The following is a 14,293-nucleotide window of genomic DNA, read 5'->3' on the forward strand; positions in this document are numbered from 1 at the left end:
TCACGACGGTGCAGGATGTCGCGCAGACGGTGCTGTTCCTGTCGGCATTCCCGAGCGCTGCGCTCACGGGCCAGTCGGTGGTCGTCAGCCACGGCTGGTTCATGCAGTAACGCGGTGGCGGGCGGTGTAGCCGCCCGCCGCGCTGAACGGCACAACAAAAAAACGCGCTCCGTGGAGCGCGTTTTTCATGTCGGCAGGGCGTGTAGCCGGTGACGGCTGCCGCCCGGCGCCGCTTTACTTCAGGACCGCTGCGACCGCATTGGCGACCGCGTCGAGGTTGCGCGTGTTCAGCGCGGCGACGCAGATCCGGCCCGTGCTGACCGCATAGATGCCGAACTCGTCGCGCAGGCGATCGACTTGTGCCGAGGTCAGGCCCGAATACGAGAACATCCCGCGCTGCGCGTTGATGAAGCTGAAATCGCGATCGACGCCGCTCGCCTTCAAGCGCTCGACGAGACCGTTGCGCATCGCGCGGATGCGGTCGCGCATTTCGCCGAGTTCCTGCACCCACGCCGCGTGCAGTTCCGGCGATGCGAGCACCGCTGCGACCACCGCGCCGCCATGGGTCGGCGGGTTCGAGTAGTTCGTGCGGATCACGCGCTTCAGTTGCGACAGCACGCGCGTGGCTTCTTCCTTGCTCGACGTGATGATCGACAGCGCGCCGACGCGCTCGCCGTACAGCGAGAACGACTTCGAGAACGACGACGACACGAACGCGTTGAGGTCGGCCGCGGCAAACAGGCGCACGGCAGCGGCATCGGCTTCGATGTTCTCGCCGAAACCCTGGTAGGCCATGTCGAGGAACGGCACGAGGTTGCGTGCCTTCACGACGTCGACGACCTGTTGCCACTGCGCTTCGGTCAGGTCCACGCCGGTCGGGTTGTGGCAGCACGCATGCAGCACGACGACCGTGCCGGCCGCGTAGCTGTTCAGCGCCGACAGCATGCCTTCGAAGTTCACGCCGTTGGTGGCCGCGTCGTAATACGGGTACGCGACGACTTCGAAGCCGGCCGCTTCGAACAGCGCGCGGTGGTTTTCCCAGCTCGGATCGCTGATCGCGACCTTCACGTTCGGATTCACGGTGCGCAGGAAATCGGCGCCGATCTTCAGCGCGCCCGTGCCGCCCAGTGCCTGCGCCGTGACCACACGGCCCGCCGCGATCAGCGGCGAGTCGTTGCCGAGCAGCAGCTTCTGCACGGCCGCATCGTAGGCGGCGATCCCGTCGATCGGCAGGTAGCCGCGCGGCAGGCCGGCCTCGACACGCGCCTTCTCCGCGTCGCGAACCGCGCGCAGCAGCGGAATCTTGCCGTCTTCGTTCGTGTACACGCCGACGCCGAGGTTGACCTTGGTCGGACGCGTATCGGCGTTGAAGGCTTCGTTCAGGCCCAGGATCGGGTCGCGGGGAGCAAGCTGGACAGCGGAGAAGAGCGACATGATGATTCGGCAGTAGTGAAAAGAGGGTCAGGCTTTCGCCGGCGGGGCGGGCGCGGAGCAGCGTGCCAACGGCGCGACGCCGGAAAGCGCAGCAGCCTGACATTGTAGCGAATTCGCGCTGGCGGGGGCGGCGATTCCATCGCGATCGGGGCGGCGAATCGTGAATTCGGGCGGCCGTCGCGCGTCAGGAGCCGACAGCAGTTCGCGCGGCCGCGAAGCGCTAGAATGCTTTCTTTGCCCTTGCTCCGGCCGCATTCCATGTCCGAACATCATGCCGAAGTCGGCGACGCGCTCGACGAATCCAAATTCGTCACTTTCGAAGGGTCGCCGTTCCAGCTTTACCAGCCATACCCGCCCGCGGGCGACCAGCCGACCGCGATCGACACGCTCGTCGAAGGCGTCGGCGACGGCCTTGCCTTCCAGACGTTGCTCGGCGTGACAGGTTCGGGCAAGACCTTCACGATGGCCAACACGATCGCGCGGCTCGGTCGCCCGGCGATCGTGTTCGCGCCGAACAAGACGCTCGCGGCCCAGCTTTACGCGGAGTTCCGCGAGTTCTTCCCGCGCAACGCAGTCGAGTATTTCGTCTCGTACTACGACTACTACCAGCCTGAGGCCTACGTGCCGCAGCGCGACCTGTTCATCGAGAAGGACTCGTCGATCAACGAGCACATCGAGCAGATGCGGCTGTCGGCGACGAAGAGCCTGATGGAGCGTCGCGACGTGGTGATCGTCGCGACGGTGTCGGCGATCTACGGTATCGGCAATCCGTCCGAATACCACCAGATGATCCTGACGCTGCGCACCGGCGACAAGCTCGGCCAGCGCGACGTGATCGCGCGGCTGATCGCGATGCAATACACGCGCAACGAGCAGGATTTCCAGCGCGGCACGTTCCGCGTGCGCGGCGACACGATCGACATCTTCCCGGCCGAACACGCGGAAATGGCCGTGCGCGTCGAGCTGTTCGACGACGAGGTCGAGACGCTGCACCTGTTCGACCCGCTGACCGGGCGCGTGCGGCAGAAGATTCCGCGTTTCACCGTGTATCCGTCGTCGCATTACGTGACGCCGCGCGACACCGTGATGCGCGCGGTCGAGACGATCAAGGACGAATTGCGCGAACGGCTCGAGTTCTTCCATCGCGAGGGCAAGCTCGTCGAGGCGCAGCGCCTCGAGCAGCGCACGCGCTTCGATCTCGAGATGCTGCAGGAACTCGGCTTCTGCAAGGGCATCGAGAACTATTCGCGGCATTTCTCGGGTGCGGCGCCCGGCGATCCGCCGCCGACGCTCGTCGACTACCTGCCGCCCGATGCGCTGATGCTGCTCGACGAATCGCACGTGCTGATCGGCCAGCTGAACGGCATGTACAACGGCGACCGCGCGCGCAAGGAAAACCTCGTCAATTACGGCTTCCGCCTGCCGTCGGCGCTCGACAACCGGCCGCTGAAGTTCCACGAGTTCGAGCGCAAGATGCGTCAGGTCGTGTTCGTGTCGGCCACGCCGGCCGACTACGAGAAGCGCGTGACGGGGCAGATCGCCGAGCAGGTCGTGCGACCGACGGGCCTCGTCGATCCGGAAATCGAGGTGCGGCCGGCGAGCTCGCAGGTCGACGACGTGCTGACCGAAATCAACGCACGCGTGCAGGCCGGCGAGCGCGTGCTGATCACCGTGCTGACGAAGCGCATGGCCGAACAGCTGACCGAGTTCCTGGCCGACCATGGCGTCAAGGTGCGTTATCTGCACAGCGACATCGATACGGTCGAGCGCGTCGAGATCATCCGCGACCTGCGGCTCGGCACGTTCGACGTGCTGGTCGGGATCAACCTGCTGCGCGAGGGCCTCGACATTCCCGAAGTGTCGCTCGTCGCGATCCTCGACGCGGACAAGGAAGGCTTCCTGCGCGCCGAGCGCTCGCTGATCCAGACGATCGGACGTGCCGCGCGGAACGTGAACGGCAAGGCGATTCTCTACGCGGACAACATGACCGAGTCGATGAAGCGCGCGATCGACGAAACCGAGCGGCGCCGCGCGAAGCAGATCGCCTACAACGAAAAGATGGGCATCACGCCGCGCGGCGTCGTGAAGCGCATCAAGGACATCATCGACGGCGTCTACAACGCCGACGACGCGCGTGCGGAGTTGAAGGAGGCGCAGCAGCGCGCGAAATTCGAGGACATGTCGGAAAAGCAACTCGCGAAGGAAATCAAGCGTCTCGAGAAGCAGATGGCCGACTACGCGAAGAACCTCGAATTCGAGAAGGCCGCCGCGACCCGCGACCAGCTTGCCGTGCTGCGCGAACGCGTGTTCGGCGCGAACGTCGGCGATCACATCAGCGGCGGGCGGTAAATCTTTCCAAGCGTCACCGAATCCTTTTGGTAAAGCGCCTGTAAGCCTTGTCGGATCAGGGGTTTACGGCCCTCTCCGTTTGTTCGGAAACGGGTTCGGTGCTAAACTCCTCATGTATTGAGAATAGTTCGCATTAACGTTCTTCGTCGCGTTAGTGTTTCCAGCGGGCGCCCGGCGGCGGCTCGCATGTCGTCAAGATAGTCAGACAAATAACAAGGAGTGTCCATGTTGGGTTCTTCGTTCATCCGCACGACGGTTGCGGTAGCGGCGGCGCTGGCCGCGATGTCGGCCTCGGCGGCCGAGTATCCGATCGGCAAGCAGCAGATCCAGGGCGGCATGGAAATCGGGGCGGTGTATCTGCAGCCGATCACGATGGACCCGGAAGGCATGATGCGCAAGGCGTCGGATTCCGACATCCACCTCGAGGCCGACATCCATGCGGTCAAGAACAACCCGACCGGTTTCGCGGAAGGCGACTGGATGCCGTACCTGCAGGTCACGTACAAGCTGACGAAGCAGGGCGACACGAAATGGAAGGCCGAGGGCGACCTGATGGGCATGGTCGCGAGCGACGGCCCGCACTATGGCGACAACGTGAAGCTCGCCGGCCCGGGCAAGTATCACCTGACGTTGGTCGTCAAGCCGCCGATGCAGTCGGGTCACATGGCGTTCGGCCGCCACGTCGACAAGGAAACGGGCGTGGGCCCGTGGTTCAAGCCCATCACGCTCGAGTACGACTTCCCGTTCGCCGGTATCGGCAAGAAGGGCGGTTACTGATCGGTGGCATGACGAACGGCGCGCTTCGGCGCGCCGTCGGCGTAGAGAACCCAGAATGAAAATTCCCCAGAAAATCGTTGCCGCAGTCGCTGCGCTGTGGCTTGCCGGCGCGGCGCATGCGGCCGATCTGCCGACGTTCAAGCTCGAGATGACGGACGGCAAGCTGAATCCCGCACGCATCGAAGTGCCGGCCGGCCAGCGCTTCAAGATCGAGATCAGGAACACCGGCAAGGGCGCCGCCGAATTCGAGAGCGTGCAGTTGCGCAAGGAGAAAGTGCTCGCGCCGGGCGCCGATTCGTTCGTGGTCGTCGCCCCGCTGTCGCCGGGCGAATACAAGTTTTTCGACGATTTTCACCAGCAGGCACAGGGCGTGATCGTCGCGAAGTAACGCGTTTTATCTGCGCGCGGGCGTCCAGTCCCTTGCCCCGCGCGTCAGGAGGTATCGATGGGTCAGATCTTGTTCATCGTCTGGCGGGAGAGCGTCGAAGCGCTGCTCGTCGTCGGCATTCTCTATGCATGGCTGAAAAACGGCGACGACGACGCGCGCCGCGGCCTGCCTTTCCTCTGGGCCGGCGTCGGCGCCGGCCTGCTGATGGCCGTCGGCCTCGGCGCCGCGTTGGTCGGGTTCACCGAGGTGTTGTCCGGCGACGCGCAGGACTATTTCCAGACGGCGATGGTGCTGATCGCGTGCGTGCTGATCGTGCAGATGGTGCTGTGGATGCGCCGGCACGGCCGCACGCTGAAGCGCGACATGGAGCAGTCGCTGCAGCAAAGCACGCGCGATTCGAACTGGTGGGGCGTCGCCGTGCTGGTCGCGCTCGCGATCGCGCGCGAAGGCAGCGAGACGGTGATCTTCCTGTACGGCCTCGGTTTCGGCCAGTCGGGCCACGTCGACGGCAGCCAGATGCTCGCGGTCGTGATCGGTCTCGGCCTCGCGTTCCTCACGTTCTATTTGCTGCAGCTCGGCGGCAAGTATTTCTCGTGGCGGCATTTCTTCCGCGTCACCGAGGTGATGCTGCTGTTTCTCGGCGCGGGCCTGTTCCAGACCGGCGTCGACAAGCTGATCGACAAGGAAATCCTGCCGCTCGGCATCTCGCAGGTGTGGGATACGTCCGCGATCCTCGATGATTCGGGCACGTTCGGTTCGCTCGTCGCGACGCTGACCGGCTATCGCGCGCACCCGGCGCTGACCAACCTGGTGGCGTATGCGGTGTACTGGGCGGTCGTCTGGCTGCTGATGAAGCGCGCGAGCCGCCGTCCGGCCGTTGCAGCGGGTCGCGTGGCATGAGCGTTGTCGCCGCCGTCAAGCCGGGCTGGCTCGCGCAGGCCGGCCAGTGGATGCAGCGCCACGGTGCGCTGATCCGCGGTATCCAGTGGATCGTCGTCGCCGTCTACGCGTTCCTGATCATCGTGCCGGCGGTGTTGCCGCTGCCGGACGATTCCGCGCACCTGTGGAACAACCTCACGCTCATCGCGCAGTTCGCGTTCTGGGGCATCTGGTGGCCGTTCGTGCTGCTGTCGATGGTGATGCTCGGCCGCGTCTGGTGCGGTGTGCTGTGCCCTGAGGGCGCGCTTACCGAATACGCGAGCAAGTTCGGCCGCGGCGGCCCGATTCCGCGCTGGATCCGGTGGGGCGGCTGGCCGTTCGTCGCGTTCGGCATCACGACGATCTACGGGCAGATGGTGAGCGTGTACCAGTACCCGCTCGCGGTGCTGTTCGTGCTCGGCGGCTCGACCGTCGGCGCGATCGTGATCGGCGTGCTGTACGGCCGCGAGAAACGCGTGTGGTGCAAGTACCTGTGTCCGGTCAACGGCGTGTTCGGGCTGCTCGCACGGCTCGCGCCGATGCGCTACAAGGTCGACGAGGATGCATGGCGCCGTTCGTACAAGAACGGCGAGCATGGCCATCGCGTGATTCCGATCAACTGCGCGCCGCTCGTGCCGTTGCGCAACATGAAGGGTGCGGCGGCCTGCCATATGTGCGGCCGCTGCAGCGGGCACCGCGACGCGATTTCGCTGTCGCTGCGTTCGCCGTCCGACGAAGTCGTGAACCTCGGTGCGGAACAGGCCAACCCGTGGGACACCGCGCTGATCCTGTACGGCCTGCTCGGCGTGGCGATCGGCGCGTTCCACTGGACCGTCAGCCCCTGGTTCGTGCAGATCAAGCAATGGCTCGCGGGCTGGCTGATCGACCGCGACATCACGTGGCCGCTCGAGACCAATGCGCCGTGGTTCCTGCTCACGCACTACCCGGACCGCAACGACGTGTTCTCCTGGCTCGATGGCGGGCTGGTCGTCAGCTACATCGTCGGCACGGGCCTCGTGTACGGCACGGCGCTGCTGGTGTTGCTGGCCGGCGCCACGCTGATGCTCGGCCGCTTCGATCGCGTGCGCCTGCATCACCTCGCACAGGCGCTGATCCCGATCGCGGGTGCGGGCGTGTTCCTCGGGCTGTCGGCCACGACGCTGTCGTTGCTGCGCGCCGAGCATGTGCCGCTCGGCTGGGCATCCGATGTGCGTATCGCGATTCTGGTCGGCGCCAATGTGTGGAGTGCGTGGCTCGCGTGGAAGGTAGCGGGGCGCTATGCGGCGTGGCCGCGCCGGCTCGCGGCATTCGCGTGGTTCGCCGTCGGGCTGGCCGTCGTCGACAGCGCATGGTGGTTGATGTTCTGGGGGTTCTGAAGCGGCGAGCATGCCGCTCCTCGCTGTCGCCGCACCGGCGGCAGCAACGCGACACCCGGGCAACGTGCTTCGCGCATTGGCAGCTCAAACTAAAAAGCGACACGTCCTTCGACGTGTCGCTTTTTTCTTCCTTGTGCGAGAACCAAAAAAAGTGGCTTGGCTTGCTGCAACGGCTGCTTGAGTGTGTTTGCACGAAGGGGTCTAGATCTCGCGTGCAAGCCGTTACGCTGGCTACTGCCCAACACCTCTCAGGGAGGTGGTCCCCACAATACTCGGTCGTTACTTCGTCAGGATCAGTTTGCCGAGCCGCGTGGCGCGCAACTGATAAGTCTCTCCGTTATGCGCGATGCTGACATGGCTTTGGCCTTGCAGCAGCGCATCGCTGTTGACGACCCGCGTGCCTGCATCGCGGTTGCCGGCGGGTTTCGCCGGCGTGGTGACCGCTGCCGTCTTCTGACGGCTGCTGGCTGCGGTGCCGGTGGTGCGGCGCAGGGTCAGCGTGGTCGGGCGCATGGTGTCGGTCATTCGGTTTGAGCGGTGACTGTCGATACGATGGAATGAATTCTAAATGATAACCATTCCCATTTACAAAAACTCTTTGTCAATCGAAATGTCAGCGCTGATAGCTTGAATCAAAAAAGGCGGCCCGCAGGCCGCCACGGGGATTCAGTGCAGCGGATCGGGATCCTTGCGACCCTGCGCGTATTCGCGGATCAGGCGAACGGTATCGATATCCGACGTGCGGTACGCCTCCTTGACGATCCCGTGCGTCTGTCGCGCTTCTTCGCTGTCGTCCGTGACCGTCAGCGTCGTGCGGTACTCGAAACGCAGGAACAGCTCGTTGTCGTCGCGCTCCTCGATCGTCATCGTCAATGAGCCGCCGATCTCGCCGTCGGCCGCGCGGATGTCGTAGCGGACCTGCTGGTTCGGCGTGAACGTCACGTGGTCGCGCACGGTCGCGTGGCCGTAATGCAGTTCGCGTTCGAGCGTCGTGTCCGTCCGTTCGTGGATGACGCAGCTGTCGAGACCGATCACGAACAGCTGCGGCTGTTCCGCACGCAGCACGAGGCCTTCCCAGAGCTGGTCGCGGGTGAGGGCCGGCACGGCCGGATCGTCGGAGTTGATCTGGATCAGATGTTCGAAGTTCAAGGGCAGGGGTTCCTTCTGGTGACGGGGTCGCCACATGCATGATTCAAGCACTTATTGTGACGCAAAACCACGGGCTTCGCGGCACCTGCGCCCCAACTGGTTCACGCGTCGATGCGGCCCATGCGGCCGGTCTGGTAGTCGACGACGGCCTGCCGGATTTCTTCCTCGGTATTCATCACGAACGGGCCGTAACGGACGATCGGCTCGTTGAGCGGCACGCCGCCGATCAGCAGCAGATCGAGCGACGTGTCGCCGGCAGCGAACGTAACGGTGTCGCCGTCGTCGCCGTAGACGATCATGTGCCGTGCGTCGACAGCCTGCCTGTCGGGCCCGTAGAGGCCCGTTCCGTCGATCGGATAGGCAAACACGCGGTAACCGGCCGGCACGGGCTGCGTGACCGTTGCGCCGGGTTCCAGCGTGAAGTGCTGATAGAGGATCGGCGTGCGCGTCTCGATCGCGGCCTGTACGCCGAATGCTTCGCCGGCGATGACGCGCACGCGCGCGCGGCCGTCCGGCGACGTCGCGGTCGGAATGCGGGCAGCCGGGATCTCCTGGTAACGCGGCGCGATCATTTTGTCGCGGCGCGGCAGGTTGACCCACAGCTGGAAGCCGTGGGAGCGCCCGCCTGCCTGAGCGAACGCCGGGTCCGGCATCTCGCTGTGCACGACGCCGGCGCCGGCCGTCATCCACTGCACGTCGCCGGGGCCGAGTGTGCCGGCATGGCCGGACGAGTCGCGATGACGGAAGCGCCCGTCGAGCGCGTAGGTCACGGTTTCGAAGCCGCGATGCGGATGGTCGGGCGCGCCCACGGCTTCGCCGGGGGCGTAGTCGACGGGGCCCATTTCATCGAGCAGCAGGAACGGATCGAAATCCATCAGCAGCCGCGTGGGGAACGGGCGGTGAACCACGAAACCGCCGCCTTCAGTGGTGCGAAGCGCGGGGTAGGTGCGATCAAGCGAGCGAGCGGTGGTCATGGGAAGCCCTCGACATCATCGGAATAGCGTTATTTTTGAAACATGGCGCTATTATATTGGGCGTTTTACCGCGCGATTCGCGACGGTTCGCAATGGATTGTTCTGGAATTGGAACGATGAGATGAATATCGATGCACATAACCTGAACGACCTGATGTACTTCTCGCAGGTCGTCGAACATGGCGGCTTCTCGGCCGCCGAGCGCGTGCTGGGCATCTCGAAATCGCGTCTGTCGCGGCGCCTGACCGAGCTCGAAGCGGCGCTCGGCGTGCGCCTGCTGCAGCGTTCGACGCGCAAGCTCGCACTGACCGAGGCGGGGGAACTGTTCTACCAGCATTGCCAGGCGATGCTCGCCGAAGCGAAGGCCGCGATGAACGCGGTGCAGCAGTTGCGCGCGTCGCCGCGCGGCTCGGTGCGTGTCAGCGTGCCGGTGACGCTGTCGCAGACGATGCTGTCGCGCATCCTGCCCGAATTCCTGCGCCGCTATCCTGAGGTGAAGGTGCATGTGCGCGTGACGAATCGCGTGATCGACCTGTTCGAGGATTCGATCGACGTCGCGTTGCGCGTGCGCTCGGAGCCGCCGCAGAACGCCAACATCGTCGTGCGGCCACTGTGGCGCACCGAGCAGATGCTGGTCGGCGCGCCGAGCCTGCTGAGCCAGAATGCGCCGCCGCTGGCGCCGGACGACCTGGCCGGCTTCGAGACGCTCGATACGCCGAGCGTCGACGGCCGGCACGTATTCAACCTGATCGCGCCGGACGGAACGCGCCACGTGCACGAGCATGATCCTCGGCTCGTGACGGCCGACCTGATGACGATCCGCGAGGCCGTGCTCGATGGCCTCGGCATCGCGGCGCTGCCGGAGATGATGTACGGCAACGCGCTGCGCGCGGGGCAACTGTCGCCCGTGATGCCCGGCTGGACGCTGCCGGTGCCGCAACTGTATGCGGTGTTCGTATCGCGGCAGGGGATGCCGCCCGCGGTACGAGCGTTCGTCGATTACCTGGTCGAGAAGCTCGACCATGGCGCGTACAAGGAGCCGGGTTGCCCCGAGCGCGCGAAGAAGGAAGCGGCGGCCGATGTTTCGGCGACCTGAACACGGCGCCCACGGCGACGCAAATTTGTTTTGTCATTGAAGCGTCGCCTGCAATCGCAAGTTTCAATCGCCGGAACCTTGAATGCGCGGGCGGGCGGGCCTATATTGAAATCCCATTTCGTGAAGGAAGTTCTGAGCGAAATCAGGTGGCCGCATATATTGTGAGCCAGATAGGGCAGAACGCGCAGTCCGTGCAGACCACGGCAGAGTCGCATTTGCGTTGCTCGAGGCGCAACCGATACCGCCAAAGAGCCCGCCGCCCGAAGGCGCCCGCGTGCGCATGAAAAAAGGCCTTCATCTGGCGATGAAGGCCTTTTACTTTGGGGACGCCCGGTCAGGGACGCCCGGTCAGGGACGCCCGGTCAGGGGTGGCCGGCTAGGTGCGCCGATACTACCCGCGACGGCGGGGCGCGCGCACGTTACTTCGCTTTCGCGCCGGGCTCCGTCACGAAGCCGAGCTTCGTCAAGCCGCCTGCCTGCGCATCCGACATCACTTCCGCGACGTGCTCGTACGCCACCTTGCGGTCCGCGCGCAGATGCAATTCCGGCTGCGGCGTGCGTTTCGCGGCTTCCGCGATGCGTGCCTGCAGTTGTTCGCGCGTGACCGTGTGGTCGTCCCACAGGATCGTGCCGTCGCCCTGGATCGCGACGTCGACGGTCTGCGGCTTTTCGTCGACGGGCTGGCTGCTGGCGTGCGGCAGGTCGATCTTCACCGCATGCTGCATCGCCGGGATCGTCACGAGAAAAATGATCAGGAGTACGAGCATGACGTCGACGAGCGGCGTCATGTTGATCTCGCTCATCACGGCATCGTCGTCATCGTCGCTGAAACCGGTGTTCATGGCCATGGATCACCTCGTCTCAGCTGGCGGCGCGCGATGCGAGACGCAGGCCGTCGCGCGTCGACGACGACGCGAGGCTCGCGCCCGTCACGAAGTACGCGTGCAGGCCGTGCGCGAAGCGGCGCAGCTTGCTGACGACACCCTTGTTCGCGCGGGTCAGTGCGTTGTAGCCGAGCACGGCGGGAATCGCGACGAACAGGCCGAAGGCCGTCATGATCAGCGATTCGCCGACCGGGCCCGCGACCTGGTCGATCGACGTCTGGCCGGTGGCGCCGATCGCGAGCAGCGCGTGGTAGATCCCCCAGACCGTGCCGAACAGGCCGACGAACGGCGCCGTGCTGCCGACCGATGCGAGGATCGCGAGGCCGCTCTGCATGCGCGAAATACCTTCGTCCATCGTGTCCTTCAGGCAGCGCGTGACCCAGTCCGATACGTCCATGCGATCGTGCAGGTGCGGTTGGGTCTGATGGTGGTGGTCGGCGGCTTCCTTGCCCGACAGCGCGAGCGCGAGGAACGGGTTGTCGTTCGGCGTCGAGGCGGCGAGGCCGAGCTTCTTGATGCCATCGTCGAAATTGTCGGAATGCCAGAATGCCTGTTCGGCGTTCTTCGTGAGGCGGTTCAGGCGGATCACGTTCCAGCCTTTGACGACGATCACGATCCACGACAGGATCGACATCACGAGCAGCGTGATCGCAATCGCGCGTGTGACGAAATCACCTTGCGCCCAGACGTGCGCGATACCGTAGCTTTGCATTTTTGTTTCCTTTGAATCTTCCGGATGAGGCAGGTTAGTCGGTGAGCCCGAAGCTGTAGGGCTGTGTGCGGGCGGCGCGGATCGCCTGGCCGTTCTCGATATATGGACGGCAGGTGGTCGAGCGCATCGCGTCGAGTGCGGCATCGTCGAGGCGCGGATAGCCGCTGCTCTTCTGTAACACGATGCTGTCGCTTTCGATCTTGCCGGTCACGCCAACGACGAAGTGAACATAGGCGGTGCCCGATTCGCCGCGGCGGCGCGACATCGACGGATAGTCGGGCTTCACGAAGTTGCATTGGAGCGTCGGCACGTTCTTCGGCGCGCTGACCTGCATCGTTTCGCGCGCCGGGCCCGGCGTGGCGGCCGGTGCCGCGGGAGCGGGAGCGGGGGCGGCGGGAGCAGGTGTCGGATCGGCGGCGGGAGCGGGCGTGGGCGACGGGGCCGGCGACGGCGCAACCGGTTGCGGGGTCGGCTTCGCCGCTTTCTGCATCGGTTTCGGCTCGACCTTCGGCTTCACGCGCGGCACTGGCTTCGGCGGCACGGGCTGCGGGATCGACTCGGCCGCGACCTGCTGCGCGATCGGCGCAGGCGCGATGAGCTGCGCGGTGATCGACTGCACCTCGACCGATTTCGGCGGCGGCGGGTTGCGATGGAGCCACGCGGCCGTGAGCATGATCGCGTGTGCGGCAAGCACACCGACCGCGACGACGATCACTCGGGGATTCATACGTGGTGCAGCCGGCATGGCGCCGGCAGGAGCGAGATGCGAAGCCTGCATGTTAGCTTGAAAGAACGACGTCGCACCCGGGGCGCGGCAGGTGAATCGGCATCACTTGCGGAAGATCAGCAGCGAGATGCAAACGGTGGTTACGAATCCGATCAGCAATTCCATCACAGGCTCCTTGACAGGTAAGCCGTTGGCTCGCACAGACGGTGGCTTGCTGACGGTCAAAACAAAAAATGCGGCCTGGCCGCATGCGCACGCTCAGCGTCGCTCAGGCCGCCTTGCGGTCGTAGAACGTGACCGGGATCGGATGCGCATGATGCTCGACACCGCACCGGCTCGCGCAGACGCCTTGCTCGGCCATGAGGTCGCGTACGGACTCCTCGCACTTGCCGCAGCACGTGGCCACGCCGAGTTCGAACTGGAGTTCGTCGAAAGAGCTCACGCCCTCGGCGAGGGATGCGCGAATCTTGCGATCGGAAACAGACTTGCACACGCAGACGATCATGATGAGTTGCGATAGCTAACGTTAATGCGAATTATTATCATTAATTTTGCGGGCGTTGACAAGCCTGGGTCGGCTTTTTTTAAAGCCATCGGACCCTTGAAGCGGCGGGCGTGGCGAAGCAGGGAGAGCGGACGCGCCGGCCCGCGTCAGGCGGTCGCGCAGGCGCGCGCGTTCGGCGAGGAAATGGTGACGGATTCGACCGGCGCATCGAGGCCGAGCAGCGTCGACGCGAGCGCGCGCAGTTGCAGGCCGTCACTCGTCGAACAGAAGCGCGGGGGCGCGGCGTGCGTGCCGGCCGGCGCGCGCAGCCCGCGTTCGTCGAGCACCCGCGCGAGCTGGCGGGCGATGGCATCGCTCGTGTCGACGATCGTCAGGCGCTCGCCCACAAGGTTACGAATCGTTTCCGTGAAGAACGGATAGTGCGTGCAGCCGAGTACCAGCGTATCGGCGCCGTCGTCGAGCATCGGCTGTAGGTAACGCTCGAGCAGCGCGCGCAACGCGGGGGAGTTCGTATCGCCGCGTTCGATCGCTTCGACGAGCCCGTGGCCGGGTTGGCAGATGAAGCGACGGCCCGCGCCGTAGCGGTCGAGCAGCGCCTGGAAGCGCGGGCTGTTCAACGTGGATTGCGTGGCGAGCACGCCCGCGACGCCGGTCGCGGACAGCGCGGCGGCCGGCTTGATGCCCGGCTCGACGCCGACGAGCGGGATCGACAGGCGTTCGCGGATGGTCGCGATCGCCCGTGCCGTTGCCGTGTTGCACGCGATGACGAGCGCTTTCGCGCCTTCGCGGGCGAGCCACTCGCCGATCGCCAGCGTGCGTTCCGTGATGAATGCCTCGTCGCGCGGGCCATACGGCGCGTGGTGCGAGTCGGCGACGTAGACGAACGATTCGTCGGGCAAATGCGCGCGCGCGGCGCGCAGCACCGACAGGCCGCCGAGCCCCGAGTCGAAGATGCCGACAGGGGCGGCGGCGCGCGGCGCGGTAGCGGCGGACGGGTTCGTCAT

At 65.2% G+C, this 14,293-nt stretch carries 15 protein-coding genes and 1 pseudogene; 7 read left to right on the forward strand and 9 right to left on the reverse strand.

Annotated features, from left to right (window positions below; genetic code table 11):
• A pseudogene (locus WS89_RS33765) lies at positions 1 to 110 on the forward strand (3-hydroxybutyrate dehydrogenase); the annotation flags it as partial.
• 124 nt (positions 111 to 234) lie between these two features.
• Here the strand turns inward: WS89_RS33765 and WS89_RS12990 are convergent.
• Positions 235 to 1,434, reverse strand: a complete 1,200-nt coding sequence (locus WS89_RS12990) for an amino acid aminotransferase (RefSeq protein ID WP_059791345.1) — start codon at positions 1,432 to 1,434, stop codon at positions 235 to 237.
• A 258-nt stretch (positions 1,435 to 1,692) separates the two neighbouring features.
• Here WS89_RS12990 and uvrB point away from each other — a divergent pair, with 258 nt between their 5' ends.
• The 5 genes from uvrB (at position 1,693) to WS89_RS13015 (ending at position 7,242) form a co-directional block, all read left to right on the forward strand.
• Positions 1,693 to 3,783, forward strand: coding sequence for an excinuclease ABC subunit UvrB (gene uvrB / locus WS89_RS12995; protein ID WP_059504041.1), 2,091 nt, complete (start codon positions 1,693 to 1,695; stop codon positions 3,781 to 3,783).
• 225 nt (positions 3,784 to 4,008) lie between these two features.
• Positions 4,009 to 4,560 carry an iron transporter gene (locus WS89_RS13000; protein WP_050018184.1) on the forward strand — a complete coding sequence of 184 codons (552 nt, stop codon included), beginning with the start codon at positions 4,009 to 4,011 and terminating at the stop codon, positions 4,558 to 4,560.
• 55 nt (positions 4,561 to 4,615) lie between these two features.
• On the forward strand, positions 4,616 to 4,948 hold the full coding sequence (locus WS89_RS13005; RefSeq protein WP_059791347.1) for a cupredoxin domain-containing protein: 333 nt from the start codon (positions 4,616 to 4,618) through the stop codon (positions 4,946 to 4,948).
• A gap of 57 nt (positions 4,949 to 5,005) precedes the next feature.
• Complete coding sequence (locus tag WS89_RS13010; RefSeq protein ID WP_059791349.1) at positions 5,006 to 5,848, forward strand: FTR1 family iron permease; 843 nt, start codon at positions 5,006 to 5,008, stop codon at positions 5,846 to 5,848.
• Positions 5,845 to 7,242 carry a 4Fe-4S binding protein gene (locus tag WS89_RS13015; RefSeq protein ID WP_059504037.1) on the forward strand — a complete coding sequence of 466 codons (1,398 nt, stop codon included), beginning with the start codon at positions 5,845 to 5,847 and terminating at the stop codon, positions 7,240 to 7,242. Before WS89_RS13010 ends, WS89_RS13015 begins: the two co-directional genes overlap by 4 nt.
• A 279-nt stretch (positions 7,243 to 7,521) precedes the next feature.
• Here the strand turns inward: WS89_RS13015 and hemP are convergent, their stop codons facing one another.
• The 3 genes from hemP to WS89_RS13030 form a co-directional block, all read right to left on the reverse strand.
• The gene (gene hemP / locus WS89_RS13020; RefSeq protein ID WP_034207822.1) at positions 7,522 to 7,767 is read right to left on the reverse strand and encodes a hemin uptake protein HemP; all 246 of its coding nucleotides are present in this window, start codon (positions 7,765 to 7,767) and stop codon (positions 7,522 to 7,524) included.
• Between the two features lie 141 nt (positions 7,768 to 7,908).
• On the reverse strand, positions 7,909 to 8,391 hold the full coding sequence (locus WS89_RS13025; RefSeq protein WP_059504035.1) for an SRPBCC family protein: 483 nt from the start codon (positions 8,389 to 8,391) through the stop codon (positions 7,909 to 7,911).
• Positions 8,392 to 8,492: 101 nt separating this feature from the next.
• A complete protein-coding gene (locus WS89_RS13030) occupies positions 8,493 to 9,365 on the reverse strand; it encodes a pirin family protein (RefSeq protein ID WP_059504033.1) in 873 nt (290 codons plus the stop codon).
• 121 nt (positions 9,366 to 9,486) lie between these two features.
• Here WS89_RS13030 and WS89_RS13035 point away from each other — a divergent pair, with 121 nt between their 5' ends.
• A complete protein-coding gene (locus WS89_RS13035) occupies positions 9,487 to 10,461 on the forward strand; it encodes a LysR family transcriptional regulator (RefSeq protein WP_059791404.1) in 975 nt (324 codons plus the stop codon).
• A gap of 419 nt (positions 10,462 to 10,880) precedes the next feature.
• On the opposite strand, the gene WS89_RS13040 is transcribed toward WS89_RS13035, so the two are convergent.
• The 5 genes from WS89_RS13040 to murI form a co-directional block, all read right to left on the reverse strand.
• Positions 10,881 to 11,309, reverse strand: coding sequence for an ExbD/TolR family protein (locus WS89_RS13040; RefSeq protein ID WP_006478310.1), 429 nt, complete (start codon positions 11,307 to 11,309; stop codon positions 10,881 to 10,883).
• A gap of 13 nt (positions 11,310 to 11,322) precedes the next feature.
• Positions 11,323 to 12,057 (reverse strand): MotA/TolQ/ExbB proton channel family protein, encoded by a 735-nt coding sequence (locus WS89_RS13045; protein ID WP_059791351.1) that lies wholly within the window; start codon positions 12,055 to 12,057, stop codon positions 11,323 to 11,325.
• Positions 12,058 to 12,091: 34 nt separating this feature from the next.
• A complete protein-coding gene (locus WS89_RS13050; RefSeq protein ID WP_059791353.1) occupies positions 12,092 to 12,835 on the reverse strand; it encodes an energy transducer TonB in 744 nt (247 codons plus the stop codon).
• 217 nt (positions 12,836 to 13,052) lie between these two features.
• The gene (locus tag WS89_RS13055) at positions 13,053 to 13,289 is read right to left on the reverse strand and encodes a (2Fe-2S)-binding protein (protein ID WP_011885486.1); all 237 of its coding nucleotides are present in this window, start codon (positions 13,287 to 13,289) and stop codon (positions 13,053 to 13,055) included.
• A gap of 146 nt (positions 13,290 to 13,435) precedes the next feature.
• Positions 13,436 to 14,293, reverse strand: coding sequence for a glutamate racemase (murI, locus tag WS89_RS13060; RefSeq protein ID WP_059791355.1), 858 nt, complete (start codon positions 14,291 to 14,293; stop codon positions 13,436 to 13,438).

The organism is Burkholderia sp. MSMB1072, assembly GCF_001524725.1.
Classification (GTDB): Bacteria; Pseudomonadota; Gammaproteobacteria; order Burkholderiales; family Burkholderiaceae; genus Burkholderia.